Here is a 25,049-nt window from a genome sequence, read left to right as displayed (position 1 = left end):
CCGGCACCTGCTCTCCGGCACTGCGGGACGGGTGTGGCAGACTGCGGGCATGCAAATCCATCCTGCCCCGCTGCTGGCCGGGTCCTTCCGCGTGCGCCGGGCCTGCCGGGCCGACGTCGGGCCGATCGCGGCGCTATTGGAGGCAGACGCGCTCGGGTCGCCGGAAGCACCGCACCCCGATCTGGACACCTACCGGCGCACCTTCGAAGCCATCGATGCGGACCCCGCCCATTTCCTCGCCGTCGTTGAGGACGGCGCCGGAACCATTGCGGCCACTGCCCAGCTGACTCTGCTCCCGTGCCTGGCGGCCGGAGCCGTAACCCGGCTGCAGGTGGAGGCGGTGCATGTTCGCGCCGATCTCCGGTCACGCGGTCTGGGAGCCGCGCTGATGGACTGGGCCCTTGTCCAAGGGCGGCAAAACGGTGCCGGACTGGCCCAGCTCACTTCCAATCTCAGGCGCCAAGACGCGCACCGGTTTTACCGAAGCCTTGGCTTCGAGCCCACACACATCGGGTTCAAGCACCACCTCACCGCGAACCCCAAGGAAACCGGCACCGAGGAGGAGGACCACAATGTCCCGCACAATCGGAACGGTGAGCCCGAACGGCGGGACACTGACAGTCCGGCCCGCCAACCAGGGCTCCCCGGCTGATCTGCAGGCCGTCTTCGCCGGGCGCGGGGACCCGCACCGCTGCCAGTGCCAGTGGTTCAAGGCCAGCCGGGAGCAGTGGCGGGCCATGCCGCAGGAAGAGCGGGCTTACCGGCTGCGGCAACAGGCCAACTGCGGCAGCCCTGACGCCGGATCAACCAGCGGGCTGCTGGCGTATCTGGACGCCGAACCGGTTGGCTGGTGCGCGGTGGAACCGCGCACCGCCTATCCCCGGCTGGAACGGTTGCGGGTTCCGTGGAGCGGGCGGACAGAAGACAAGGCCGACGACGGCGTCTGGGCCGTCACCTGCTTCGTCACCCGGACGGGCTACCGGCGTCAGGGGGTGAGCTATGCACTGGCACGGGGTGCCGTCGGATTCGCCCGGGAGCGGGGAGCCAGGGCCCTGGAGGGCTACCCCATGCTGACCGAGCCGGGAAAGGAGGTGGCCTGGGGCGAACTGTTCGTAGGCAGCCGCAGTGTTTTCGATGCCGCTGGGTTCACGGAGGTCAGCCATCCCACCCCGCGGCGGGTAGTAATGCGGATCGATTTTGAGGCTGCGGCGCCTTCGTTCCCGGACACCGCCGGCGTTTCCCCCTAGGGCGCGGGCCACTTTCCGGTGGCGAAGAGTTCCTGCAGCCGGGCCTCTGCGGGAGCCGGATCCAGGCCCCGGGAAGCCAGCCAGTCGTCGTCGCCGTAAGACGCCGCATAGCGGTCCCCCGAATCGCACATCAGCGACACGATGCTGCCGGCCTTTCCCTGTGCTTCCATCTCGGCGGCGAGCTGCCATACGCCCCAGAGGTTGGTGCCCGTGGACGGCCCCGCATGCAGCCCGGCCACACTCCGCAGGTGCCTTGCAGCGGCCACGGAGGCGGCGTCGGGCACCTGGATCATGTGGTCGATCACGGCCGGAATGAAGCTCGGTTCAGGGCGCGGCCGGCCGATCCCCTCGATCCGGGACGGTCCGCCCACGGCGGGCACATCGGGGCTATGCCAGGCGGGGAAGAAGGCCGAACGTTCCGGGTCCACTACCGCCAGCCGGGTGGGATAACGGTGGTAGCGGATGTACCGGCCCAGGGTCGCGCTGGTCCCTCCGGTGCCAGCGCCCACCACAATCCATTCGGGCACCGGATGCTGCTCCAGCGACAGCTGGGAAAAGATCGACTCGGCAATGTTGTTGTTGCCGCGCCAATCCGTGGCCCGCTCGGCGTAGGTGAACTGGTCCATGTAGTGGCCGCCGGTGCTGCGGGCAAGGTCCTCGGCTGCGGCGTAGACCTCGGAAGGATCGTCCACAAAGTGGCAGCTGCCGCCGTACTGCTGGATCAGCGCGATCTTCTCCGCACTGGTGGTCCTGGTCATCACGGCGATGAACGGCACGCCCAGCAGCTGCGCAAAGTAGGCTTCGGATACGGCCGTGGACCCGCTGGAAGCCTCCACCACGGTGGTGCCTTCCCGGATCCAGCCGTTCACCAGTCCAAAGAGGAACAGGGACCGGGCCAGCCGGTGCTTGAGGCTGCCGGTCCTGTGCGTCGACTCGTCCTTGAGGTACACCTTGACCGCCCAGCCCGTGGGCACCGGAATTTGGAACAGGTGTGTGTCGGCGGAACGTGCCGCCTCGGCTTCGATCCGGCGGATGGCGTCTTCGGCCCAGCTGCGGTCCCGACTGGTATGGCTATTCACCTTCCCCACCCTACGTGGCGGCAGCCACCTCATCCGGCAGCTCGGCAGGCGTCGGGCCGCCCCGGCGTGGAACCCCCATCCGCAACAGGAATACGCCCTGCAGCAGGGCAATGGCCACGGCCGCCCAGAGCGTCGGCACGGCACCGGCCACGGTCAGCAGCATCGCCCCCAAGAACCCGCCAACCACAAAACTGCCCTGGGTGATGGTTCGCCGGGTGGCCGAGAACCGGGAGAGCATGGCATCAGGCGTCAGCTGAGTGAACAGTGCCGTGCCGTTAACGCTCATGAACCCCAGCGCAAGTCCGAACAGCGTGAAGGAGACCCCTATGCTGGGCACCGCAAGCTGCGGCCACAGAGCGGTGAGCGGAATCAGGGCAAAGTTCAGCGGCATCATCAGGCCGGCAAGCAGCATGGCACGCAACGGCCCGATCGCCCGTCCTAGTCTCGGAGCGGCCACCGCGCCCAGGATCCCGCCGACGGCGCTGACGGACCAGACGGCACCGAAAACAGCCGGATCCAATGCCAGCTCCTCCAAGATGAACCAGGTTTCCGCGGCCTGGTACAGCCCCGCAGCAAAGTTGTTCGTAGCCGTGGTCAGGACCATGGCCAGCAGCAGCCGATGGCCGGTCATGAACCGCCAGCCGTCCGCGACGGCGGCTCGGACGGACGGGCGCTCAGTTTTCGCCGTGCCCGGTTCGTCGTCGGGCAGCCGGGACAGGCCGACGGCGGCCACCAGCTGGGCCAGGGCGCTCAGCCCCAGCGCGGCGGGTGCCGGCAGCAGCTTCACCAGCTGCCCGGTGGCTGCCGGACCGACCAAGGAGATCACCTGGTCGGTTGCCATCAGGGATGAGGCGGCCTCAGGGATCCGTGGCCTTCCCACCAGCATGGGCAGCAGCGATGTCTGGGCGGCCATGAAAAACGAGTCCGCAATACTCACTACCACCAGCACCGCCAGCAGCTGCCATGCAGCCAACCAGCCCAGGCAGAACAACGCCACGGCGCAGCCGTACGCAGCCGCCCGGATCCAGGTCATCGTGAACATGGTCCGGCGCCGGCCCCAGCGGTCCACCGCTACTCCGGCCACCAGCCCGAACAGCAGCGGCCCCGCGCTGCTCAGCGGCGCGACCAGGCCTACCTCGGCCTCGGTGGCGTCCAGGACGGTGATCATTGCTACCGAGACGGCGAACACGGCCACTGCATGCCCGGCATGCTCCACCGCGTTGGCCAGCCACAGCCCCCGGAAGGCACGCTTGGACCAGATGGAACCCGATGTGCTGCCCAATGCCGCTCCCCCGCTAGCCCGTCTGTTCACCCGGAGAGCGGATTGACCGGCACCAACGGGTCCAGTCACCCTAAGAGACCAGCGGCCGGGAAGTGCGCAAGACCACGGTGCGCCGCCCCGCAGGCATTTTCATAAGTACCCTGATAATCGTTATGGTCAAAGGGAACCATTCCGTACAGCAGGTCAGCACCAGGAGGACCGATGAATCAGGACAACGTCTCCGAAACCGCCGAATCGCACGCCGGCGCCAACCCGTTGCCCGGCATCATCGAGCAGGACCAGGCACGTTCGGCCGAGCAGGCAGCACCGGACCGGCCCTCATCCGGTGTGGTCCTCGTGGCGGGTGCCGGCGGCGTCATCGGACGGCATGCCGCGGACGAGTATGCCCGCCGCGGCTGGAGGGTCCGCGGTGCCAGCCGCCGCCCGGTCCCGGGCGCCGCATGGGAGCACCTCTCCGTGGACCTCCTCGACGCCGGCACGGCCCGCGACGGTCTTGCCGCGGCGTCGGACACCACACACCTGGTGTTCGGCGCCTACATTGAGCGCCCGACGTCGGCCGAACTATCCGAGGTCAACACAGCCCTGCTGCGCAACACCTTGGACGCGCTGCGCTCGGCCGGTGCTCCGCTGCGCCACGTGACGCTGTACCAGGGCGGCAAGGCCTATGGCGCGCATCTGGGCTATTTCAACGCTCCGGCGAAGGAACGCGACCCGCGGCTGATCCAGCCCAACTTCTATTACGACCAGGAAGACCTGCTCCGCCAGGCAGCCCGGGAGCGCAAATTCGAACTCACCGTGCTGCGCCCGGAAGGCGTGATCGGTTACGCCACCGGCAACCCCATGAACCTGCTGATGGCCATTGCCGTGTATGCCGCCGTCAGCCGGGAACTGGGCCAGCCGCTGCGCTTCCCCGGCACGGTGGCCGCCTACGACGCGCTCTACCAGGTCACCGATGCCGAGCTGCTGGCCCGGGCCGCGGTCTGGTCCGGGTCGGAGCCGGGGGCCGCCGGGGAAATCTTCAACATCACCAACGGTGACCAGTTCCGGTGGCGGCAGCTCTGGCCGGCATTCGCTAAGCATTTCGGCATGGACTACGCCGAACCGCAGCCCGTTCCCCTGGTGGACGCCATGCCGCAGTACGCCGAGCTGTGGGAGCAGATGACCGAGCGGTACGGCCTGCAGCAGACACCGTATGCGGATTTGGTGCGCTGGGAGTTCGCCGACTTCATTTTCCGCTCGGAGTTCGACAACGTTTCTTCCACCATCAAGGCACGGCAGGCCGGTTTCGGCGACTGCCTGGATTCGGAGGACCGCTTCCTGGAGCTCTTCGACGCCCTGGCAGCACAGAAAATCATTCCTGGCCCCGCCGCCTGACCTGTTCCGAAACCACCGGCACCACCCAAGAGGAGTTCCCCGTGAAGATTGTTGGCGTCCGCACCTTCGGCGGCCCCGAGGTCCTGGAGATCTTCGAGGCGCCCGAGCCGCATGCCGGCCCGGGCGAAATCCGCATCCGTGTCCGCGCGGCCGCGGTAAGCCCTACGGACACGGTGCTGCGCTCCGGCGCCCAGGATATGGGCAGGATGGAACCGCCCTACATTCCCGGCATGGACGCTGCCGGTGTGGTGGACGAGGTGGGCGACGGCGCCCGGTGGCGGATCGGTGACGAGGTCATGGCCCTGGCCCTGCCCCGGGAAGGACGCCGCGGCGCCTACGCCCAGTACCTGGTGGCCCCGGCAGACTCCGTTGCCCGCATTCCGGGCGGCATTGGCCTGGAGGCTGCCTCCACCCTGCCAATGAACGGCCTGACCGCCGTCCAGACCCTGGAAAAGCTGGCCCTGCCCGAAGGGAAGGTCCTGGCCGTCACGGGTGCGGCCGGAACACTGGGGAACTACCTGGTCCAGCTGGCCAAGGAGGCCGGGCTCACCGTGGTGGCCGACGCAGCGGACAAGGACGCCGATCTCGTCTCCGCCCTGGGTGCCGACTATGTGGTGGAGCGCGGCGACGACGTCGCGGAGCGGATCCTCGAACTCTTCCCCGAGGGTGTCGACGCCGTCGCTGACGCTGCCGTCATGAACGGGTTGGCTGCCCGGGCGGTGCGCGACGGCGGCGGGTTCGCCACCTACCGCGGATGGGCCGGTGATCCCGGCCGCGGCGTGAGGGTGCATCCGATCCGGGTGGTTCAGGAATACCATTCCGGCGCGAAACTGGACCGGCTGCGCGCCCTGGCCGAGGCTGACCTGCTGAGCCCGCGGATTGCCGACGTCATGCCGGCCGAGCGGGCCGCCGAAGCCCACCGGCGGCTGGAGGCCGGCGGGCTGCGCGGCCGGATTGTGCTCACCTTCTAACGGTTTTTACGGCAGGGGGTATCCCCGGCACGCGCGGCACTGCTATTGTCCGGGGCATGAAGATTCTGACTTTCGAGTAGCGCGCTGCTGCGCCCTCTCGAACTTTCGCAGACAACCATTCCCAGCTTGTTGAGGCGCGGCCTCCGAGTCCTTCCGTCTGCACTTCCCGCTTTCGGCCACGCTCTTTGGCCTGCCCGCGGAAGGCCCGTGCCGGCGTCTACGGCGCCAGTGACAGGAGTACCACCATGCGTGCACCAAAAAAGAAGGCAACCACCAGCCCGCTGCATGTTTCACCGGAATTATCCGGGCAGACAGCGGACCTGCACATCAACCTGGCCCCTTCGGCCGAAGCACAGCTCGGAGGAGACGGACGCGACCGTCCTGCTCCCCCGGCTGAAGCCGGCCTGCCCGGCTGGCAGAGCCTGGGCAAGGACACCAAGCCCACCCGGGCCCACACCACCCGGCAAGGCCCCCGCGAGCGCAAGGTCCGCTGGTAGGCGTAGCCGCTCCACGGTTGGAGCCACGGCCCGGCCGGCACCTTCGGGTGCCGGCCGGTTCCGTTGCGGCCGCGGGCAAGGATAGGCACCGGTCTGCAGCGAGGCAAATCCGTGCCGACAGCCGGCCGGCGGCCGCGGAGCACCACGGAGTTTAGGGCTCCGGGCGCCGATATCGTTAAATGCAGTGCCCGCCCCAACTGGGGTTCGGCGCTGTCCGGCACCCTCACCCCGGGGCCCTCCGGGCAGCGGCACGCCACTCCACTCCACTGACCGCCCGCAGCGCTGCGGGCCGGCCGGCGTGCCAGAGCGGGGCACTGCAACGCCGGGATTTCGGCCCCGGCGGGAGAACCCCAACGAAGCGGAGATGCAATGCCCCACAAAATCATCCTGGACTGCGATCCCGGCCATGATGATGCGGTCGCCCTGCTGCTGGCCCACGGCAGCCCGGAGATCGACCTCCTGGCGGTGACAACCGTCGTCGGAAACCAGACCTTGGAGAAGGTGACACGCAACGCGCTGGCGATTGCCCGTGTCGCAAATATCACAGGCGTCCCCTTCGCGGCAGGCTGTGACCGGCCCCTGGTCCGCACCATCGAAAACGCCCCCGACATCCACGGCGATTCCGGCATGGACGGACCCGTGCTGCCCGAGCCCACCCTCGAACTGGACCGCCGGCACGCCGTCGACCTGATCATCGATACCGTGATGGCGCACGAGCCGAACACTGTCACCCTGGTCCCCACCGCAGGCCTGACCAACATTGCCCTGGCCGTGCGCAAGGAACCCCGCCTGGCCGAACGCGTGAAGGAAGTTGTCCTGATGGGCGGCGGCTACCACGTGGGCAACTGGTCCGCCGTGGCTGAATTCAACATCAAAATCGACCCCGAAGCCGCCCACATAGTCTTCAACGAGAAGTGGCCGCTGACCATGGTCGGGCTGGACCTGACCCACCAGGCCCTGGCCACGGACGAGGTGGCTGCCCGTATCGCTGCCGTCGGCACCAAGCCCGCCAAGTTCGTCGGCGAACTGCTGGACTTCTTCGGCCACGCCTACAAGGACGCGCAGGGCTTCGATTTCCCGCCGGTGCACGATCCGTGCGCTGTCGCCTACGTCATCGACCCCTCGGTGATGACCACCCGGCGCGTGCCGCTCGATGTGGAGCTGACCGGCACCCTGACCCTGGGCATGACGGTGGCAGACTTCCGCGCGCCGGCCCCCGAAGACTGCAACACCTCAGTGGCCGTGGACCTGGACCACCAGAAGTTCTGGGACCTGGTTGTGGACGCCCTCGAGCGGATCGGCGAGGTCGACCTGTGAGTGAAATCGCCCGCCGCCGGGTCAACGTCGGCGCCCTCATGGCCGCACTGCTGGCCGCCTGCGTGGCGTTCCAGCTCAACGCTTCAATGCTCTCCCCGGCCCTGGTCACCATCGAAGAGGAACTGGACACCACCTCCGCCGCCGTCGGCCTGACCCAGACGGCGTTCTTCACCGCCGCCGCCCTCTTCTCCCTGTTCCTGCCTCGGCTCGGCGACATCATCGGGCGCAAGAAAGTCCTGTCCGGGATGCTGGTGGTCCTGACCATCGGTTCCGTGGTGGCTGCCCTGGCCCCGAACATTGAAGTCCTCTTCCTGGCCCGCCTGATCCAGGGCGTCTCCGGGCCCGTGGTGCCGCTGACGCTGATCATGCTTCGCGTGGAAATCCGCGGCGCGAAGCTGTACGGCACCCTGATGGGCGTCATCACCGCCGTAAACGGCGGCATTGCCGGCATCGACGCCGTGGCCGGCGGCTACCTGGCGCAAAACCACGGCTTCGCCTCGGTGTTCTGGGCCATGGCCGCCGTGGGCGCCGTCGCCACCGCCCTCCTGCTTTTCCTGGCACCGGAATCCCGGGCCGAGAAGAAGGAAAAGATGGACTGGGTCGGTGTGGTGCCCCTGGTCATCTCCGTGGGTACCCTGCTCACCGCATTCAACGAAGCGGGCAAGCTGGCCGCAGCCAACTGGCCGCTGGTAATCGGGCTGATTGTCGTTGCCGTCGTGGCCTTCGTAGTGTTCTGGAAGGTGGAAAACCGCACGGAACAGCCGCTGGTGGCCACCTACCTGCTGAAGCGGCGGTCCACCTGGGCGCTGCTGCTGACCACGCTGCTGACCATGACCGGCGTGTTTGCCATCATGAACGGCATCCTGCCTGCCCTGGCACAGGACGGCGCAATCGGGTTCGGCATGGGCGCCGAGGAGTCCGCTTGGTGGACCCTCACCCCGTACGCCATCGCCGGCCTGGTTCTCGGCCCCATTGCCGGCCGCCTGGCAGCCAGCTGGGGTTACGGCAAGGTCCTGCGGATCGGCATGATCGGCTCCGTGATCGCACTGGCGCTGGTGCTGCTGGTGGTCGGCAGCGACTCCAAGGCAGGCCTGCTCGGCGTCTCGGTACTGATCGGCATCACCTACGCGGGCATCGGCAACATCATGCTCAACGGCCTGGGCATTGTGCTCTCCCCAAAGGAAAACCCGGGCTTCCTGCCCGGCCTCAACGCCGGCGCCTTCAATCTGGGCGCGGGCCTGAGCTTCGCCGTGATCTACGCGGTGAAGACCGCCGCCACACCGGCCGACGGCGGGGCCGGCGGCTACTACGGCGGTATTGTTGCCGGTCTGGTCATCCTCGTCCTGGCCCTGGCTGCGTCCTTCCTTATCCCCAAGCCGGCCGCTGCCGAAGTGGCTGCCGCCGCGCCGGCCGCCCGCTGAACCCCGCCCGCCCTCGTCAAGGAGAATTCCCCGCATGCCTGCCGGAAGAGTTGTAGTTGTAGGGTCGCTGAACGCTGACCTGACCGTGCGTACTGACCGTTTTCCCTCCCCCGGGGAAACCCTCAACGGTTCGGAGCTGGTGATTGTGCCCGGCGGCAAGAGCGCCAACCAGGCCGCCGCCGCAGCGATCCTGGGCGCCGATGTCCGGCTGTTCGGCGCCGTCGGTGCCGACGGGCACGGGGACCTGCTGCTGAAGGCCGCCGCCGGTGCCGGTGTGGACGCTTCCCGCGTCCTGCGCCGCACCGGCACTGCGACGGGCACAGCCATGATCGTGGTGGACGCCGCCGGAGAGAACACCATCATCGTTTCCCCGGGTGCCAACGGCACGGTCACCGGCGCCGAGCTTCCGGCGGACCTGTTCGACGGTGCCGCGGTGCTGACCCTCAGCCTGGAGGTTCCGCTCGAAGCGGTTGCCGCTGCTGCCCGGGCCGGGCAGCAGGCCGGAGCGCAGGTGCTCCTGAACCTCTCCCCGTACCAGGAAGTTCCCGCGGAGCTGCTGGCCCTGACGGACGTACTGCTGCTCAACACCCATGAAGCGGCCCTCGTGACGGGCCTTGCCGATCCGGCCGCGGACTGGGAAGAGGTCATCGCCGCGCTGGGTGCGCTCGGCGTTCGGCGGACGATCATCACCCTGGGTGCGGACGGCGCCGTCGTGCTGGACGGGACGGCAGCCGAAAGCGAGCGGATACTCGCTGTGGCCCCTACCCGGGTCACTGCGGTGGACACGACCGGTTGCGGTGATGCCTTCACCGCAGCCACCGCCGCCCGGCTGGCAGCGGGCGATTCACTGGCGGAGGCGGCTACCTTCGCTGCCCGCGCCGGAGCGCTGGCAGCCACCCGGGAGGGAGCACAGTCCTCCTACTCCGCACTGCTGGAGCTGGCCGGCTGAGGCTGCTGCTGCCAACGGCCGGGTGCCGGGACGGGATGGCAATCCCCTTCCGGCGCCCGGCCGTTTTTGTGTGCGGTATTCTTCGTGGTTGAACCCGCCTTCTTGGGACAGGGTTCAGCTCTGCCGGGGGGAATGAGCACCAGGTACCCCCTGCGTAAATTCCTTACGAAAGAGGTTGCCGATGCCGTTGTTCCCCAAACGCCTGCTGCTGCCCGCAGCGGCCGTGGCCCTGGGCCTGTCCCTCGCCTCCTGCTCGGCCGGGGGTTCGGGCGGTCCGTCAGCCGAATCATCGGCGGGCGCCGGCGATACGGCACAAACGCCCTCACGGAACACCTCGACGCAGGCAGCCGACATTGACGTCAACAACATTGGCGACACCGTCACCGTGCCCATGAGCAAGGGCAACGTAGCGAGCGTCACGGTCGTCGCCGTCGAGGAAGCCGAATCCGTGGCAGCCCGGAGCAGCACCACCATGCCGGAAAAGGGCTTCCAAAGGGTTCAGGTCATCTGGAAAACGGAAGAAGGCGTTACTGACGCCCGTTCCACCAATTTCACCTTCATGGACTCGGAAGGCCGCTTCAATGCGGCCGAAGCTCTATACATTGACGAAGGCACCCTGTGGGCCGACGGCGTTGCCGCCGGGGAAGAGGTAACCGGTTACCTCACCTTCGACGTCGAGGACGGACCGCACACCCTGATCCTGTCCGACAGCGAGCGCGAGGACGTCGCGCATTTCAAGATGCCCTAGCAGGACCTCCCGGCCGGTGCCGGGTAGACATAATGCGGCGGTCCCGCCGCACGACCATCTCATATGGGGGAAAGATGCAAGGACAGCAGGAAAACAACAACGGCTTCAATGCCTATCCGCCGGCGCCGGAGCCGGCTTCGCCGCCGGTGCCGCCTGGACCAATGGGTGCTCCTCAGGGCATGCCGGGAGCCCCGGTCGCCTATGGTGCTCCCGGAGCCTATGGTGCCCCCGGAGCCTATGGTGCCCCCGGAGCCTATGGTGCCCCCGGTGCTCCGGGGACCCCGGTTATGCCGCAGCGGCCGAAGCAGGTGGACTCGTCCTTCTGGTTGCAGATCGTCGCTCTGGTGCTGACCGTGGTGGCCATTCCAGTCAACATTGCGGTGTTCTACGCAACGGTCAACGATGCCGGCGCCCGGGCAGATGACCCCGCCGTGGCGGTAGGCCTTGTCCTGCTGATCGCGATGGGCGTTATCTGCCTTGCCGTTAACGTACTCACTGCCGTTTTTGTCCGGAAGGGCCGCAACTGGGCCCGGATTGTGCTGACCATCTATGCCGCGCTCCATGTGGTGAGCCTCGTGACTCTGACAAACCTCCTGGCTTGGTGGGGAATCCTGGCGCTGGTTTTGGCCGCGGTGCAGCTCTACCTGACACCGGTTCCGGGGTACTTCAAGATGATGAAACAGTACCGGCTGCAGCAGAAGGCCGGTCTGGCTCCTTAGTCCGCGGCCAGCTCCGGAAATCCCAACGACGACGGCGCCCCCTTTCGGGAGGCGCCGTCGTTTTGTGCTGGCTGACTTTTGTGTGTCCGCACTGCACCCGCTGCCGGGAAGGGGACGTAGCCGGCTGGGTCAGTTCCCGAAGGAGCCCAGGAGGAAATGCCGGTTCGCTTCTGCGCGTTCCATCAGCTCCTCCCCCGTGAAGTACTTCCGGTCAAACTCCTCCCATTCGCCGACAAACATGGTCCACTCGCCGTCGACGCACACCGGCCAGCAGCGGCGGACCCAGTTGAGCTTTTCACGGACATTGTTGCGGTTGTCCGGTTCGGTGCTGGTGTACTGCAGGACAGTGCAGTTGTGGATCAGCTGCTCCTTGTCGGCATCCCGTTTCAGGAACTCTTCATCGCTCCAGCGTTCCAGGACCAAGCGCGTGGCCCACATGAATTCTCCGTGGGTCACCAGCAGGACATTGTCCCGGGCGTTTTCCCGGTGCAGGGTGCTGAGGATGTTCCGGACACGGTTCTCGGCGACGTTGGCAATGGATTCCCCCGCCGGAGGGGCCCAGTACAGCGGGTCGCTGTCGCGGTACGCAGCATTCTGCGAATACTTCTGCGCGAAATCCTGCTTCGACATGGACCCTATCTCGCCCCAGGAACGCTCACGGATCACCCGGTTCTCCTCCCAGCGCACATCCAGCCCCAGATGGGCGGCGGTCTCGCGGGTCCGGGTGTAGACCGAGACCATGGCGCGGTCGAACTGGACATTCTGTTCCGCGATCCATGCTCCGGCGACCTTTGCCTGCTGCACGCCGAGGTCCGTGAGCCGCCAGGAGCGGTCCGGGACGGTCATCGTCTCTTCGGTATACAGGCTCGGGTCCCCGGCCTTGGCTGCCCGCTGCATCACATTCGCTTCACTCTGTCCGTGGCGAACGAGGAAGAGGTTCCGGGGCATGACCATGGAGGGCTCCTGATAGGTGGGACGACTATTTTGCGCTAGTACATCCTAAAGGCCGGGGGTCGGTTGCCTAACCGCAACCGGGCAGGAGTTGAATGGGAACCGCCGTGGCAATAAGATTCAGTGTCCGGCAAAGGGTCGGGTGTCAAGGGTGGCCCGCGGAAAGCGGGCATCTGGAACGCGAGGTGTGGGCATGTCTGGCCGGATTCTCTATGTGACACGACGGGTTGGCCTCGTCGCGGCACATATCCTGGTTTATGCCCTGATCTGGCTTGGACTGGCGGCGCTCATCGCCGCCGTGGGCATCCGCTTCTTCTGGGGTGAAATCTCCGTCGGGCAGATGCTCATGAACCTCGTTTCCGTGGAGACCGACGGCGGCGGCGGGGCCATTGTATGGATCGGCATCCTGGGCATCGGTGTTGTCCCCCTCCTGATCACCGTCGCCATCGCCCTGTGGCGCTCCTCGAGGCGCCGCCGTCGCCTCCGCAACGGCAACCCGGACTCCCGTGGCACGCAGCCGTTCATGCGGCCCCTCTCCACGCTCCTGGTGGCCGCGGTGGTCCTTGCCGGTACCACCGCCTTCGCTACCACCGTGGGTTTGGGCGACTACATCAAGGCGGCGAACTCCAAGTACGACGTCGGTGACTACTACGTGGAGCCCACGGTCACCAGCGCGGATCAGAAGCGCAACCTTGTGGTCATCTACCTCGAGTCCGGTGAAGCGACGCTGGAGGACGACCAGCTTTTTGAAAAGGACGCGTTCGCGCCCCTGAAGGAAGCCACGAAGGCCGAAGAGGGCTGGCAGACCGTGGCCGATTTCCAGCAGTACGAAGGCGGCGGATGGACCATGGCCGGCCTCGCGTCCACCCAGTGCGGCATCCCCCTGAAGGGCAACGGGGCAGGCGGAGGAAGTGCCACCGACAACGGGATCGACGAGGGGGCCGAAACGTACCTGGGCGGTGCCACCTGCGTGGGCGACGTCCTGGACGAGCAGGGCTACACCAACGTCTTCCTGGGCGGCGCCAATCCTTCTTTCGCGGCCAAGGACACCTTCCTTTACAGCCACGGTTATTCCGCGGTCAAGGGCCTCTCCGATTGGCGGGCTGCCGGCGAACCGGAGGAAAACTTCCGCAAGGACTGGGGCTTGAGCGACCAACGCCTGATGGCCCATGCCAGGGACACCCTGGACGACCTCCACGCCGAAGCTGAGAAGACGGGCCGGCCGTTCAACCTCACCATGCTGACGCTGGACACGCACGAACCGGTGCACATCTACGACTACTGCGACGTGGACACGGACAGCGAGGTCACGTCGGTCTTCTCCTGCTCCATGACCCAGGTGGCCTCATTCATCGGGTACATGAAGGAGCAGGGCTACCTCGACGACACCGCAGTGGTGATCATGGGCGACCACCTCAAGCACATGAGTGCCGGGGACGCTTTCCACGAGCAGCTGGACGACCACGAGAACCGGACCATCTTCAACCGGATCTGGGTTCCGGGCGAGACGCCGGCGAACAGTACGCTGCGCGCCGGCTCTGACCAGCTGAACATGTACCCCACCATCCTGGAGGCAGCGGGCCTCACCCTCGAGGGCGGAGAGGCCGGACTGGGCGTATCGGCCTTCGCCTCGGAGGTTCCCGGAAGTTCGGCGCAGGCCATGGACCAGGAGGCCTACACGGAGCTGCTGGGGTCACTTTCCCCGCGGTTCTATGCCAAGGCCTGGGCCGGGGCTGGCACCCAGCAGTAGCTCCGGCCGAGCCCGAAACCGTTCCGGGTGGGGGTAGTCGTACCCGGGGTTGAGGAAGACGTCGTCTTCCGAACTGCCGCCGCCGGATTGAGGGCCGCAGACGCGCTGCGTCGTCAAAGAAAAACCCCTCCTGATCGGACGTTTTGCCTGATCAGAAGGGGTTTCGTGGAGCCCCCTGCCGGATTCGAACCGGCGACCCCCTGTTGTCGTGTCACCGTATCCCGGCAGCTCCCGGCAGCTCCCCGAAGGGCTGCTTGATCAGGGAAAACGCAGTTAATATTGCCTAGATCGTACCCGCGGTAGCCCGCATGTTCCCGCCGAAAGCGTGTCGTAAACGTGTTGTCGAACCGCAGTGCGCGCCCGCCACGAGCGCAGCTGCCCAGGACAAATCGAAGACGCACAACTGATGTCATTTGAAACCTGCCACGATGTGCCGTTTGATCACAACATGTCTAACGAATGGGTTTACGACCTAAAAGGTAAGGAAGTTGTCTTTACTGGGAAGATCAGGGGTCACGACGAGAAGGAGTTGATAGAGGCCGCATTGCGGCTTGGAGCCATCCAGGTAAAGGATTGGATCAACAAGTCCAGTACTGACGTGCTCATCCGCGGTCGGAGTGACCGATGGAAGTATGGCGATTTTGGAAAGAAGGAAAAACAGGCTGCCGATATGCAGTCAGCCGGTCATCACATCCAAATCATCGATGAGGAAGGCTTTCTCGGACTTTGGTCCCTAAACCCTGCGCCAGCCCTCACTCCCAACGTTCCCGATGCTCTAGCCCGTGCAGCTGCCCCGCAAGGCGGTCTCGTCGGTGCTCCGTATCGAGCCGGAAGATTCTTGGAATCGCTCCAAGGAGATGGCGGGTATTATCGTGACCCCGACGTAATGGAGAGGGGACTCCGCGCTCATTCAGCGACGCAGGACGCCCTGGCGAGTCTGCTGAGCACGCGCGGACTTAAGCCTCTGTCCTCTTTCGATAGACATTGCAATTATGACCTGGCATGGCAATGCTCAGACGGTTCAGTTAGCGTCGTAGAGGTGAAAAGCAACACAGACAGTAACGAGGCTTCCCAAATTAGACATGGGTTGGGCCAGGTGTTGGATTATGGTCACAGGATGAAGCAACGGGGATTCCCCCCACGCCTCTTTCTCGTCTTGGAACGAAAGCCAGCAAACGAGATTCATTGGATAGACCTTTGTTCAACCCACGCCGTTACGCTGACGTGGGCGCCAGCCTTTCATGGCGCCATCTGAACGATCCCCGAGAACGACCCATGCTGAGTCTTTCCCGGAGACGCTGGGCCAACACGGGGCTGAGGCCATTCGTCAACCACACGCGAGCCGCCAGGGTAGAAGCAACAGCACAAAGGTCAGGTGCCCTTCCGTAAACATGACAGATCGTTCTCGGACATCAAGATGCGGATACCAAGATATGTGGACTTCATCGGTCTTTGACCACCCAAGCAGGACGCGTGGCGCGTCCCCTGGTAGACTCTTGCGACACGAGATCCTGGTTGCACGTACCCTCTCAGGGGCGTCCAGCTACCTCCGGTGGCTCAGAACGTGTCAGGACCTGAGAAGACCAAACAGAGGCCCCCACCGGGCACTGCGGTCATCGGCCCAAATAGCCGACTGTCACCGCCCACTCCTACAGTGTGCTTAAACACGGCGACTGCAAACGGCTTCGCCTGCATGAATAGCCCCCGCCGACTCGGTAGGCTTGGGGCAGCATATCCTTGGAAGGACATCGAACAACATGGTAGGAATCTCGGAAACCGAGACCGTAGTCAAGCGCATTCTCCCGTATCTGGAGCGGCGCGGGTACTCCACGGAAACAGACTTGACCTTCGAGCTTCCTACCACGGATGGCGTGGCTAAAAAATACGTAGACATCACGGTGACGGCTGGCTCCCGCAATCCCTTCTTTCTGATCGAAGCGAAACGCCAGTCCCACAAGATCAACCAGACCGACCGAAAGCAGGCCATAAACTATGGCAAAACGGTCGGCGTCCCCTTCGTGGCTGTCACAAACGGACTCGATTTAGAACTATGGAACACCAGCACCGAAACTCTCATACAGCTTCGCTCAGCAAAAGGCGGGAGTACGATGCTCCCTCACAAGTCGACGCTGACTGCGCTGAGGCGTAAGTTCCAGGCAAACCCATCGCTTACCAATCTGGAGCAAGACGACACCTCTCTGCCATTTCGGCCTGCCCTGCCGCTAAAGCAACTGAACGCGCTCTTCGCGCGTTGCCACTCCAAGATCCGCACACTGGAGAAGGACGAAGACAATGCCTTCGCGGATTTTTCGAAGCTTCTATTTTTACGGTTACTGGAGGAAAAGGCCGATGATGCAGACCTGGTCGCATCGGCCGAAGGCAACGCCGTCCCCTTCGCGCTTCCGTACAGCACGAAGTTCCATGAGCTGGCTGCTATGCCCCGTAATAGCGCTGACCAGGTAAAGACACTGGTCGACAGTATGATCCGGATGTGTCGAGATCAGTATGGCGACGTGATAACCAGCGGACTGCACATTAGGCAACCAGCCACTTATGCCTACCTTGTGACCGAACTTTCAAAGGTGTCATTTAAAGACAGCGGACTCGACACAAAAGGCGCAGCATTCGAGTATTTTGTGCGAGCCACCCTAAAGGGAAAGAAGCTCGGACAGTACTTCACTCCTCGGCAGCTAGTGGAACTGATGCTGGAAATGGTGGGCCGGGATTACATTACAGGTACTGTGCTGTCTGGTGAATCTTTGAAGGTCCTCGACCCTGCATGCGGAACCGGCGGCTTTCTGGTTTTCTTGATGAAGGATGCTTTGTCGCGCATCGACGCAAAGCGACAAGAACGGAGCATCAGTAGTTCCGCTGCCGACGCCGCAGAAGTCCGCATCAAGCGCAATACATTCTTCGGGATCGACGCCAACGCGGGTGTAGCTTCGAGCGCCAAAATGAACATGATTATTTCTGGCGACGGTCACACAAACATTCTCCACTACAACAGCCTGAGCAAGGCCAATCCAACCTGGTCATTGGAATCCGCTGACTGTGATCTCATCGTAAGCAACCCACCCTTTGGAACCAGTGAGGCGGATCTTCCGGCAGATGATCTTGCCGAGTATCCCGTCAAAACGACTAAAGGCCAGTTGCTTTTTCTCCAGAAGATGGTTCTTGCGACCAAAGTTGGCGGCTTTATTTGCACTGTCATTGATGACGGAGCGCTTAATACAGACATGGCAGCAGAGACGCGCCGCTGGATGCTGGAAAACGTACGAGTTCGCGCTGTAGTCAGTCTCCCTCCGGAAACATTCAAACCAAATAAAATCAGCGTCAAGTCCAGCGTGCTGCTACTTGAGCGCTTTGACCCGGCACTCGAAGACGATGAAGCGGAGTACCAGATTCCGTTTATGTTCCTGAAATCCCTAGGCTTTAGTTCGTCCGGCGACATCGTGAGAGGGTTTGACTTCTCGAGGCTCAAGGATGAAATTGGCACCTTTTTCAGAACACGACCAACCGGAGAAAATAGCGGCTATCACTGGACATCCTTCACGATCTCAAGTCATGAGATCATGAACGATCCGAGAAAGCGCTTAGACGTTAAATATTGGGACACGGCAGTTCAAAAACGCGTGAACCTAATTGCGGCACAGGGAGGCAAATCAATTGCCGAACTGAATCTGATCGAAACCCTTAGAGGAAAGAGCCCTAGTGCTGCACTCTACGTAGACGCAAATGACGGTCATGCGATGGTGCTGAAAGCAGGTTCATCAGTCTCGTCAACTGGCGCCATCCTTGAAAACGGAGATTGGGTCGAAAAGGCCGTTTATGACGAGCTTCCGGATACCTGCAAGGTGAAAAAGTTCGATGTACTGCTCTCGTCAACTGGTGATGGCACTTTAGGTAAGTCTGCGGTCTATGACTTCGACATTCCGGCCATTGCGGATGGCCACATCACTATTATTCGCGTGGATGATTCTCTGGTTGATCCCTACTTCCTCTCGGACTATCTTCGCAAGGGGTTCGGCCGGGTGCAATCGAACCGGTTATTCGCCGGGTCCACCGGCCTCATCGAACTGACGCCTGAGGATGTTGAGTCTATTGTTGTACCTACGTACTTGGCGCTCGAAGATCAGAAATTGAAGTCAAAAGAGCTTCGTTCTGTAGAAAAGACTGCAGAAGTTGCAATTTCCAAAGCGCATGATTCGGTACACCAGAAGCAAACAGAGTTCGCTGGCTTCGATGTGGCTGAAGTCGTCGCGGATGAGGATTTGTAACAGGCACTACAGCTGACTCAGGCTGGTCGGGCCCTCCGCCGAACGCTCCTCGGCTGCCTTCCGCTCCGCGCGGGAAGCCCTTCGACGTTCGAGGGCGGGCTTCGCTGACTTCTCCCACACCACCACGCCGAGAATGGCTAACCAGGGCTGCGGCGGCCATCGCGGGCGCAGCCGAGGGGTCTGGGTTGAGACCATCCCTATCCTCGGTTTCGCCGTCGCAATCGGCGTCATACCCGTCCTGAGCATTGTCATCCGACTTATCCCGGACTGCCTGCGGTTGGGACGCGCGTTCGACGATGCCTGCCCGGTTCAGCAGGCCAAGATTGTCGTACAAGAACCGATGGGTCTGATTCTCGTCGGCGACATACTGAGTTCTGCGGCGGCTATCGGCCTACGAACTATTACTATTCGAAAGTATGTACAGCACGCCGCCACGGATCTCGTACCCGCGATGTTCGGAGTAGTTCGTGTCATTGTAGTTCGTCGTTGTGGTGAAGCCGTCGTTCTGTCCATCAGCTGCCGGCACACGTCCTTTGTCAGCCTCAGCGGTATCCCGTTGCTCCTCGCTTGTTAGACGTCGCTCGCCAGCCTAGGGGTTCGTTCGTGCCGCCGGCAAACATCGTCGACATAACGCATCGCCGTCCATGCTGGACGCCAGGAACCTTCCCCTGCATAGGAATTGAAGTTTAGGACCGACCAGATTGAGATGCTGGACGCCTACCACACCAAGGCCGCAGCACGATGGTAAGCCCAGCGCTGCGGCTCCCATCTCAGCTTCCGGTGTCTCAAGCTCTGTAGAGTGACGCCATGATCAACGTTGACGCGCCTCTGCCGAACGACCTTTTCGCTTCGCTGCCCGGGGCGAATGCCGTGATGGAACATCGGGTGACAGTCGATGGACTCAGGTGGCAGGAGGCACTCAACCACCGTGGTCTTCCGCCGCTGCAGGGTGTCCTTGCCGGTCCAGACATCACGCAGGTCTCCCGCGGGGACGTCTTCGACCTGGGCAGTCGCGAGGCTACCCCGGCTAATGCCGTCCAGCTTCTCTACTACTCGCTCGCCTGGGGCCTCGGAAGTAGGGCGCCGCGCCTTCAACGGCGCCTGGACAGCCTGGCCGCACACCTGGAAAAAGCCACCGAGCTGCTGGTCACCGCCTGGACTTCGGTCAGGGAAGGTTCGCCGGCTTTCGAAGTCTACGGCGTCCTGTCCACAAACAGGGGTGCTGGCCGTATCCCCTGGCTCGGTCCGGCCTTCTCAACCAAGTTCATCTACTTCGCCCAGGGTGCTGCCGTGCCACCCCGATACGTCATTCTGGACCAAGTGGTGTCGCGCAATCTGCGTGATGCCTGGCCCGGAGCTGCGAAAGCCGCATGGTACCCGGCAACCTACGAGCGCTACTGTGCCTTGGCCGGCCGGTGGGCCGCGGAGGCCACCGAACGCCTGGACGGGGCGCGCAAGGTTCGCGCTGACGAGATTGAGCTGGCCCTCTTCAGACGGAAGTAGGCACGCCCACTTTTACCAGCCCGCGATGGCAGGCACACGGCTGCCCTGACCTGGGTTTCACCCGAATCCGTTCCCGCGGACTCAAAACAGGCTACCGACGATAATTTCCATTATCGGCGGTGAAATTCCACCCCCTTGAAGTGAGACCTCTACGGCGGATAAAGGGAAGCGGATCGTCAGAACCCGGATTTATGCTTGGGTGACGATTCAACGAAGGAGCACATTTTGGGGAAGAAGAACGACCGCGAAGCCAAGGCGCGCAGTAAGCACGGCATCCTGGACGACACGAGGATCTGGACAGCCGAGAACGGCTGGGTCACCTACAAGGACGGCCTCATCACCGTGAAGATGCAGCTCACCCCTGCCACAGTGATCCCGCTGCAGGAGATCACCGAACTGGAGTTCAAGACGCCGTCGAGGCTTACCCGCGGCAATCTCCGCTTCACCCGCGCAGGAGACAAGTTCTCCAGCCGTCAGGAGATGATCTTCACCAAGGACGATGAGGTTGCCTTCACAGAACTGCGGGACGAGCTCGAGCGTGACCGCAAGCTGGGCGTTACGGGCACCCGCCCTGCAGCCGCGGCGGCCGCCGGCACGGACAGCCAGGATTCATCCGATGCCACCCAGGCCCCGGGTTCAGGCCAGGAGTTCCGCGCCAAATACAACATCCCCGCCGATGCCGTCCTCGCCCGCTCCCCCGGTGCGGGGTACGTGTCCTTCGACGGGCACTACGTGACGATTCAGCACCTGGGCCTGGGCCGGTTCACAGTCGGCAAGGGCGTCAAGCGGATCCCCATCACCTCGATTTCCAGCATTCAGGTCAAGCCGAGCGGGGCGCTGGTATCCGGCTTCATCCAGTTCTCGCTGCCCGGCGGAACGGAAATGCGCAGCCAGTTCGGCCGCCAGAGCACTGATGCCGCCGGCGACGAGAACTCGATGATGATCTACGGCAACGAGCCGGACTTCCTGGCGCTGCGGGACGCGATCGAAACGGCCCAGCGCGAGCTGCACCAGCCGAGGGTGGTCCAGACGGCGCCGGACGCCGCCCAGCCCGATGACGTCTTCGCCCAGCTGGAGAAGCTCGGGAAGCTCCGGGATGCCGGGATTCTGACGAATGAAGAGTTCGAGGCTAAGAAGGCTGACCTGCTGGCCAAGATGTAGCCAGGAGAGCTACGCGAAGGGCCCCGTACCGAATGTCGGTGCGGGGCCCTCGTTATCCGGCAGGCCGGCGGCAGCCGGGCGCCCGCGGCCCGCGGGCATCTGCAGGGGCTTGTCTTGGTGAGCATCGGGTGTTGGCCTGGTCCCGCCGAGGTTTCCGGTGACCAGTTCAGGACGGCCTGCCGCCGCGACCAGCTCGCGCGTCAGATGGGCCGCAGTAACCGTCGTGAAGCTCTCCCCCAGCAGCGCGCAGGTCACTTCCATGTTGATCCACAGCGCATCCAGGACAGTACCGACAGTCCGGGCGATGATCGCCTCGTGCCGAGGGGAGTTTAGTCGTTGAAGCCCCCGATAGACTCATCCCCATGACTGAACCGACGCCGGAAATAGACCTCTTCAAGGGACCGCCCCGCCCAGAGTCGCGCATCGACGAGCTTCTCGGACTGCTGGCAGCCGACTGGAAGCGTTCGGGTTCGGACCAGCGTTTCTTCCAATACGTCTTTAACCTGCAGCACCGCCTCGGGTTGCCCGAAGATCCCTACAACGTCGAGGACTCCACCCTCATCGCCCATCTGAAGAATGAGGGCACCTCCGGCGGTTAGTAGCCTGCCCTGTCCCAGTCATTGGTCTTGCCCAGGAGCGGGTCCGCGTCATCCAGATGGATGCGAACGTGCTGAGTGGCACTTGAAAGCGCACCGTGCTTTTCCTGGGCGGCGAGGATCGTCTCCCGTGCGCCCTTCACCGCTGCGATCCGATCCTCCCGCGAGCCGGCCTTCTCAATCTCCTCGGGAAGGTGCCTAATTGCATCCGTGGTGTCGGCGTTCGTGGAAGAGGCCACCGTTCCTGAGCATTTTCGCTCAGGAGGTCAGATCGCAGGTCGGCAATGGCGTTCGCCGCCATGGCGGCCGGTGCGTCTTCGGGGGAGTTAGCCCTGCTGAATCCGGGATTTGCCGTGTGGTTCTGCACGCTGAGCGAGCCGTGAGGGCAGACGCAGCCGTTGATGGCAAAGTGAGTCCATGAGATTTTGGCGGGCCGCCCAGAACAAGAATTACGAGGACACAATCAAAGAAGGCTCACTTGGGCAAAGGCCAGACGCCGGAAACCTCAGCCGTCGGATCGCTGTTTCCGCTCGGGTAAAAAGGGACTGTGCGGCCTTCAACTCCAGAACATCCGCCGTTTACAAAGAGATTGGTCATCTTCATGCCAATGCTTGACCGAGGTCCTGCTCAGCCCATCGTCATCGCCGGCGACTGGCACGGTGACCAGGGTTGGGCTTTGGCTGTAATTCGCTCTGCAGCCCGAAGCGGCGCGCAAACCATTCTGCACGTGGGAGACTTCGCGCTTGATTGGCCCGGGCTTAAGCGTGCAAGGTATGAAGACAGACTGAACAGACGGCTGATTGAATGCGACATCGAACTCATCGTCTCCGGAGGAAACCATGACAACTGGGACACTCTGATGAGCCTCAGCCCACAGGAAGACGGATTGGGGACGTTCAGATCCAATATCCGGGTCCTGCCCCGGGGAGGTAGAGCCCAGATAGGTGGATTGACAATTGGTGCCCTGGGCGGGGCCTACAGCGTTGACCAGGAGCACCGGACTGAGGGAAAAGACTGGTGGGCGAATGAGGAACCCAGCGAGTCCGAAGCCCAAAGGCTGGTGGATGGTGGCCCTGTGGATGTACTCCTTACCCATGATGCCCCCGCCGGCGTAGCTATCGCGGAAAAGTTTGATCTTCCAATCGATGTCCGTCGTCGTGCGGACCGCACCAGGACATTACTTCGCGAGGTCGTCGATTCCTTAGTTCCGCCACATGTGTTCTGCGGACATTGGCACCAGCGACGATCCCAGGAAATAATTCACCGGGACGGGCGAATAACCCGCGTAGATGTACTCGACAAAGAGAAGTCCCGTGTGGGCAACGCCGTACTTGTGTGGCCGGACGAAGTCCCGCTGCGTGTCGAACCATTGGTTGTCCGCGGCTGAGCGCACGTGCAGTGAAGAACCTCCGAGCAAAAATGCTGGAGCAAACACAAGAGCAGCGGCAGCCTACGCACTGAGGGGTCTTTACTTGAAGGGCTCCTCACCAGTGCGTTGTCCAGTCGAATCTCTAACAGTCGATGATGCGCTGCAGATTCCGCTGTGTCTCCTATCATCTCACCGCCTTGGTTCCTGCATCCAGCCCGGCAACTGCAGAGCCGGCCACAGTGTCGGTTTGGCAGCAACTACGCGATCGCCGGGCCAGGAATTTGGAGTTTGGGGTCCTGTCCCCTCCAAGGGGTGGAATCTTTCTAATCCACGGAAGCCACTGAAGCCGCGCTGACACTCTCACGTCTGTCCGCACACATAAATTGAGGAGCGGCCGAACGGGGCCAGCCACTACTGAATGGAGATGACTGTGAGAATTAGCGATACAAATAACGTCACTGCGGCCCACATAATCGAAGCCCTGAGAGCGCATGGAGTCGAGTCACTCGTCTACGCGATCGACAATGACACAGCAGCCATTTATGCCACATTTAGCACTCGCATAGTCATCGCTTGTCCCGGAGCATACATCCACAGCGACCCCAGTGCCGCCACTTTTAATACCGACGTTCTCTATGTCGGCACGACGGACGAGGGCGACCCCGGCATGATCTTCACCCCAGGTGCAACGATCGATCAGATCACAGAGGCCTTCATCACCGCTGGCCGTTAGGCCTGAGACCCAACCGATGTTCCGTCCACGAGGCTGCTTAGATCAGTTCGCGACGGAAAGTTGGCCCAGCGCCCCAGCACTGCCCGTCGCTGGGAACGAACCATGTGGACGGGAAAACCACTCAGTCGTCCTCCTGACTTTCGTTTGTCGATCTACTCGTAAATCTCTAGGTGGAAGTTTGTCAGCGCCATAAGTTGTCCACCGGGAGTCTAGGACCGCGACCCTGTCAGTACCGGAGTCCGCAGGTCTGTCGCTACCGGACCCTGTCAGTACCGGAGTCCGCAGGTCTGTCACTACCGGACCCTGTCAGTACCGGAGTCCGCAGGTCTGTCACTACCGGACCCTGTCAGTACCGGAGTCCGCAGGTCTGTCACTACCGGAGTCCGCAAGTTTGTCAGCAAGAACTAGTTTCGAGGGGGTGTGCGAGCGCCTCGGTGTGACTGGGTCGAACGCACCATCATCGCCTACGACAAGGCCGTGGTTTCCGGCACCGTCCTCATCGACGACAAGCCGAACGTCACCGGGTCCACGAAGCCCTCCTCGCAGCACCTTCTCTTCACCCGGCCGTACAACACCTACACCGAAGAGACCCCTGGGATCAGCAGCTGAGAGAACTGGAGGCGGTGCGTACTGCCCCTCCTGAACACCGAACGCGCCTGAAAAGCACAGTGCCGGGCCGCTTCCATCATCGGAGGCGGCCCTTTTCGGTTCCGGGTATCCGTCGAGGGGGGGGGTAGGAGACCACCGTTTCGTTGCGCCTGTTTTCCCGGAAGGACACGTTTTGGGCCAAAAACGGTCGAAAACGGGTCTCTGCCAACGCCCAGGAGCGGTTTCACCGGCTGCCTGCCAACTGCGAAAAATCCGTGCATACCCCGTTTTGCCGCGTGATTCCGGGGTCTTTGCGGACTCAGCCGACTAAACCAACCCTGGCGACAGGAGGGGGAGACCTCCATATAGAAGAGAGGATATATAAGAGAAAATCTGCGAAAGGCTTATATATAAGGGCCCCTTATATATATCTCTCTTAACAGGTTGGTTAAGTTGGTTATATATGGGGCCCCCTCTTTTGCCCCTAGATTCCGCGGATTTTTTTGCCGACCCTTAG

25 protein-coding genes and 1 pseudogene are annotated in these 25,049 nt (G+C 63.2%); 19 read left to right on the top strand and 7 right to left on the bottom strand.

Translation table 11 applies throughout. The features are described 5' to 3' along the window. Positions 1–49 precede the first annotated feature (49 nt). Positions 50–652 (top strand): GNAT family N-acetyltransferase, encoded by a 603-nt coding sequence (locus LJ754_RS16440; protein WP_227927407.1) that lies wholly within the window; start codon positions 50–52, stop codon positions 650–652. Further along, positions 573–1,247 carry a GNAT family N-acetyltransferase gene (locus LJ754_RS16435; protein WP_227927406.1) on the top strand — a complete coding sequence of 225 codons (675 nt, stop codon included), beginning with the start codon at positions 573–575 and terminating at the stop codon, positions 1,245–1,247. Before LJ754_RS16440 ends, LJ754_RS16435 begins: the two co-directional genes overlap by 80 nt. Here LJ754_RS16435 and LJ754_RS16430 read toward each other — a convergent pair. Further along, the gene (locus LJ754_RS16430) at positions 1,244–2,326 is read right to left on the bottom strand and encodes a PLP-dependent cysteine synthase family protein (RefSeq protein WP_227927405.1); all 1,083 of its coding nucleotides are present in this window, start codon (positions 2,324–2,326) and stop codon (positions 1,244–1,246) included. The genes LJ754_RS16435 and LJ754_RS16430 overlap by 4 nt on opposite strands. A gap of 10 nt (positions 2,327–2,336) precedes the next feature. Next, positions 2,337–3,608 (bottom strand): MFS transporter, encoded by a 1,272-nt coding sequence (locus tag LJ754_RS16425; protein WP_227927404.1) that lies wholly within the window; start codon positions 3,606–3,608, stop codon positions 2,337–2,339. A gap of 201 nt (positions 3,609–3,809) precedes the next feature. Between LJ754_RS16425 and LJ754_RS16420 the strand changes: the two genes are divergently transcribed. The 8 genes from LJ754_RS16420 to LJ754_RS16385 all read left to right on the top strand — a co-directional run bounded on the left by LJ754_RS16420 (position 3,810) and on the right by LJ754_RS16385 (position 11,604). Then, positions 3,810–4,982 (top strand): SDR family oxidoreductase, encoded by a 1,173-nt coding sequence (locus tag LJ754_RS16420; RefSeq protein WP_227927403.1) that lies wholly within the window; start codon positions 3,810–3,812, stop codon positions 4,980–4,982. 41 nt (positions 4,983–5,023) lie between these two features. Continuing rightward, a complete protein-coding gene (locus LJ754_RS16415; RefSeq protein WP_227927402.1) occupies positions 5,024–5,953 on the top strand; it encodes an NADP-dependent oxidoreductase in 930 nt (309 codons plus the stop codon). Positions 5,954–6,198: 245 nt separating this feature from the next. Next, positions 6,199–6,450 (top strand): hypothetical protein, encoded by a 252-nt coding sequence (locus LJ754_RS16410; RefSeq protein ID WP_227927401.1) that lies wholly within the window; start codon positions 6,199–6,201, stop codon positions 6,448–6,450. Between the two features lie 369 nt (positions 6,451–6,819). Continuing rightward, the gene (gene uriH / locus LJ754_RS16405) at positions 6,820–7,767 is read left to right on the top strand and encodes a uridine-preferring nucleoside hydrolase UriH (RefSeq protein WP_227927400.1); all 948 of its coding nucleotides are present in this window, start codon (positions 6,820–6,822) and stop codon (positions 7,765–7,767) included. Then, positions 7,764–9,188, top strand: a complete 1,425-nt coding sequence (gene uriT / locus LJ754_RS16400) for a uridine transporter UriT (protein WP_442860348.1) — start codon at positions 7,764–7,766, stop codon at positions 9,186–9,188. Before uriH ends, uriT begins: the two co-directional genes overlap by 4 nt. 34 nt (positions 9,189–9,222) lie before the next feature. Further along, on the top strand, positions 9,223–10,137 hold the full coding sequence (locus LJ754_RS16395; RefSeq protein WP_227927399.1) for a PfkB family carbohydrate kinase: 915 nt from the start codon (positions 9,223–9,225) through the stop codon (positions 10,135–10,137). A 181-nt stretch (positions 10,138–10,318) separates the two neighbouring features. Beyond that, positions 10,319–10,885 carry a DUF4352 domain-containing protein gene (locus tag LJ754_RS16390; protein WP_227927398.1) on the top strand — a complete coding sequence of 189 codons (567 nt, stop codon included), beginning with the start codon at positions 10,319–10,321 and terminating at the stop codon, positions 10,883–10,885. Between the two features lie 287 nt (positions 10,886–11,172). Next, positions 11,173–11,604, top strand: coding sequence for a hypothetical protein (locus LJ754_RS16385; RefSeq protein ID WP_227927397.1), 432 nt, complete (start codon positions 11,173–11,175; stop codon positions 11,602–11,604). A gap of 129 nt (positions 11,605–11,733) precedes the next feature. Here the strand turns inward: LJ754_RS16385 and LJ754_RS16380 are convergent, their stop codons facing one another. Next, positions 11,734–12,558, bottom strand: a complete 825-nt coding sequence (locus tag LJ754_RS16380; RefSeq protein WP_227913574.1) for a histidine phosphatase family protein — start codon at positions 12,556–12,558, stop codon at positions 11,734–11,736. Positions 12,559–12,748: 190 nt separating this feature from the next. Here LJ754_RS16380 and LJ754_RS16375 point away from each other — a divergent pair, with 190 nt between their 5' ends. The 3 genes from LJ754_RS16375 (at position 12,749) to LJ754_RS16365 (ending at position 18,582) form a co-directional block, all read left to right on the top strand. Beyond that, positions 12,749–14,305 carry an LTA synthase family protein gene (locus LJ754_RS16375; RefSeq protein WP_227927396.1) on the top strand — a complete coding sequence of 519 codons (1,557 nt, stop codon included), beginning with the start codon at positions 12,749–12,751 and terminating at the stop codon, positions 14,303–14,305. Positions 14,306–14,711: 406 nt separating this feature from the next. Next, complete coding sequence (locus LJ754_RS16370) at positions 14,712–15,560, top strand: BRCT domain-containing protein (RefSeq protein ID WP_227927395.1); 849 nt, start codon at positions 14,712–14,714, stop codon at positions 15,558–15,560. Between the two features lie 502 nt (positions 15,561–16,062). Continuing rightward, entirely contained in the window at positions 16,063–18,582 is a 2,520-nt protein-coding gene (locus LJ754_RS16365) for an N-6 DNA methylase (protein ID WP_227927394.1), read from the top strand. Positions 18,583–18,588: 6 nt separating this feature from the next. Here the strand turns inward: LJ754_RS16365 and LJ754_RS16360 are convergent, their stop codons facing one another. Continuing rightward, positions 18,589–18,777, bottom strand: a complete 189-nt coding sequence (locus LJ754_RS16360) for a hypothetical protein (RefSeq protein WP_227927393.1) — start codon at positions 18,775–18,777, stop codon at positions 18,589–18,591. A 612-nt stretch (positions 18,778–19,389) separates the two neighbouring features. On the opposite strand from LJ754_RS16360, the gene LJ754_RS16355 reads away from it, so the two are divergent. Together LJ754_RS16355 and LJ754_RS16350 are read left to right on the top strand one after the other, a co-directional pair. After that, the gene (locus tag LJ754_RS16355) at positions 19,390–20,085 is read left to right on the top strand and encodes an 8-oxoguanine DNA glycosylase OGG fold protein (RefSeq protein ID WP_227927392.1); all 696 of its coding nucleotides are present in this window, start codon (positions 19,390–19,392) and stop codon (positions 20,083–20,085) included. A 225-nt stretch (positions 20,086–20,310) separates the two neighbouring features. Continuing rightward, complete coding sequence (locus LJ754_RS16350) at positions 20,311–21,246, top strand: DUF4429 domain-containing protein (protein ID WP_227927391.1); 936 nt, start codon at positions 20,311–20,313, stop codon at positions 21,244–21,246. A 9-nt stretch (positions 21,247–21,255) separates the two neighbouring features. Here the strand turns inward: LJ754_RS16350 and LJ754_RS16345 are convergent, their stop codons facing one another. Continuing rightward, positions 21,256–21,507: a hypothetical protein gene (locus LJ754_RS16345; protein WP_227927390.1), complete on the bottom strand. Its 252-nt coding sequence runs from the start codon at positions 21,505–21,507 to the stop codon at positions 21,256–21,258. A gap of 101 nt (positions 21,508–21,608) precedes the next feature. Here LJ754_RS16345 and LJ754_RS16340 point away from each other — a divergent pair, with 101 nt between their 5' ends. Then, on the top strand, positions 21,609–21,845 hold the full coding sequence (locus tag LJ754_RS16340) for a DUF1040 family protein (protein WP_227927389.1): 237 nt from the start codon (positions 21,609–21,611) through the stop codon (positions 21,843–21,845). Here LJ754_RS16340 and LJ754_RS16335 read toward each other — a convergent pair. Beyond that, a complete protein-coding gene (locus tag LJ754_RS16335; protein WP_227927388.1) occupies positions 21,842–22,081 on the bottom strand; it encodes a hypothetical protein in 240 nt (79 codons plus the stop codon). The genes LJ754_RS16340 and LJ754_RS16335 overlap by 4 nt on opposite strands. 362 nt (positions 22,082–22,443) lie before the next feature. On the opposite strand from LJ754_RS16335, the pseudogene LJ754_RS17075 reads away from it, so the two are divergent. After that, positions 22,444–23,022 (top strand): annotated as a pseudogene (locus LJ754_RS17075) (metallophosphoesterase family protein); the annotation flags it as partial. A gap of 21 nt (positions 23,023–23,043) precedes the next feature. Here LJ754_RS17075 and LJ754_RS16325 read toward each other — a convergent pair. Next, entirely contained in the window at positions 23,044–23,235 is a 192-nt protein-coding gene (locus LJ754_RS16325; protein WP_227927416.1) for a hypothetical protein, read from the bottom strand. A 406-nt stretch (positions 23,236–23,641) separates the two neighbouring features. Here LJ754_RS16325 and LJ754_RS16320 point away from each other — a divergent pair, with 406 nt between their 5' ends. Further along, positions 23,642–23,944, top strand: coding sequence for a hypothetical protein (locus LJ754_RS16320; protein ID WP_227927387.1), 303 nt, complete (start codon positions 23,642–23,644; stop codon positions 23,942–23,944). Positions 23,945–24,364: 420 nt separating this feature from the next. Next, positions 24,365–24,553 carry a hypothetical protein gene (locus tag LJ754_RS16315; RefSeq protein ID WP_227927386.1) on the top strand — a complete coding sequence of 63 codons (189 nt, stop codon included), beginning with the start codon at positions 24,365–24,367 and terminating at the stop codon, positions 24,551–24,553. The last annotated feature ends 496 nt before the right edge of the window (positions 24,554–25,049 follow it).

Origin of the sequence: Arthrobacter sp. zg-Y40 (assembly GCF_020731535.1) — a bacterium.
GTDB lineage: Bacteria > Actinomycetota > Actinomycetes > Actinomycetales > Micrococcaceae > Arthrobacter_B.
This window is presented reverse-complemented; position numbering and strand designations above follow the sequence as displayed.

What these genes read in the sequence shown, in the direction of transcription:
- LJ754_RS16440 (WP_227927407.1), top strand. Translation starts at nt 50, where the DNA reads ATGCAAATCCATCCTGCCCCGCTGCTGGCCGGGTCCTTCCGCGTGCGC.
- LJ754_RS16435 (WP_227927406.1), top strand. Translation starts at nt 573, where the DNA reads ATGTCCCGCACAATCGGAACGGTGAGCCCGAACGGCGGGACACTGACA.
- LJ754_RS16420 (WP_227927403.1), top strand. Translation starts at nt 3,810, where the DNA reads ATGAATCAGGACAACGTCTCCGAAACCGCCGAATCGCACGCCGGCGCC.
- LJ754_RS16410 (WP_227927401.1), top strand. Translation starts at nt 6,199, where the DNA reads ATGCGTGCACCAAAAAAGAAGGCAACCACCAGCCCGCTGCATGTTTCA.
- uriH (WP_227927400.1), top strand. Translation starts at nt 6,820, where the DNA reads ATGCCCCACAAAATCATCCTGGACTGCGATCCCGGCCATGATGATGCG.
- LJ754_RS16395 (WP_227927399.1), top strand. Translation starts at nt 9,223, where the DNA reads ATGCCTGCCGGAAGAGTTGTAGTTGTAGGGTCGCTGAACGCTGACCTG.
- LJ754_RS16390 (WP_227927398.1), top strand. Translation starts at nt 10,319, where the DNA reads ATGCCGTTGTTCCCCAAACGCCTGCTGCTGCCCGCAGCGGCCGTGGCC.
- LJ754_RS16385 (WP_227927397.1), top strand. Translation starts at nt 11,173, where the DNA reads ATGCCGCAGCGGCCGAAGCAGGTGGACTCGTCCTTCTGGTTGCAGATC.
- LJ754_RS16380 (WP_227913574.1), bottom strand. Translation starts at nt 12,558, where the DNA reads ATGGTCATGCCCCGGAACCTCTTCCTCGTTCGCCACGGACAGAGTGAA.
- LJ754_RS16375 (WP_227927396.1), top strand. Translation starts at nt 12,749, where the DNA reads ATGTCTGGCCGGATTCTCTATGTGACACGACGGGTTGGCCTCGTCGCG.
- LJ754_RS16370 (WP_227927395.1), top strand. Translation starts at nt 14,712, where the DNA reads ATGTCATTTGAAACCTGCCACGATGTGCCGTTTGATCACAACATGTCT.
- LJ754_RS16365 (WP_227927394.1), top strand. Translation starts at nt 16,063, where the DNA reads ATGGTAGGAATCTCGGAAACCGAGACCGTAGTCAAGCGCATTCTCCCG.
- LJ754_RS16360 (WP_227927393.1), bottom strand. Translation starts at nt 18,777, where the DNA reads ATGGTCTCAACCCAGACCCCTCGGCTGCGCCCGCGATGGCCGCCGCAG.
- LJ754_RS16355 (WP_227927392.1), top strand. Translation starts at nt 19,390, where the DNA reads ATGATCAACGTTGACGCGCCTCTGCCGAACGACCTTTTCGCTTCGCTG.
- LJ754_RS16345 (WP_227927390.1), bottom strand. Translation starts at nt 21,507, where the DNA reads ATGGAAGTGACCTGCGCGCTGCTGGGGGAGAGCTTCACGACGGTTACT.
- LJ754_RS16340 (WP_227927389.1), top strand. Translation starts at nt 21,609, where the DNA reads ATGACTGAACCGACGCCGGAAATAGACCTCTTCAAGGGACCGCCCCGC.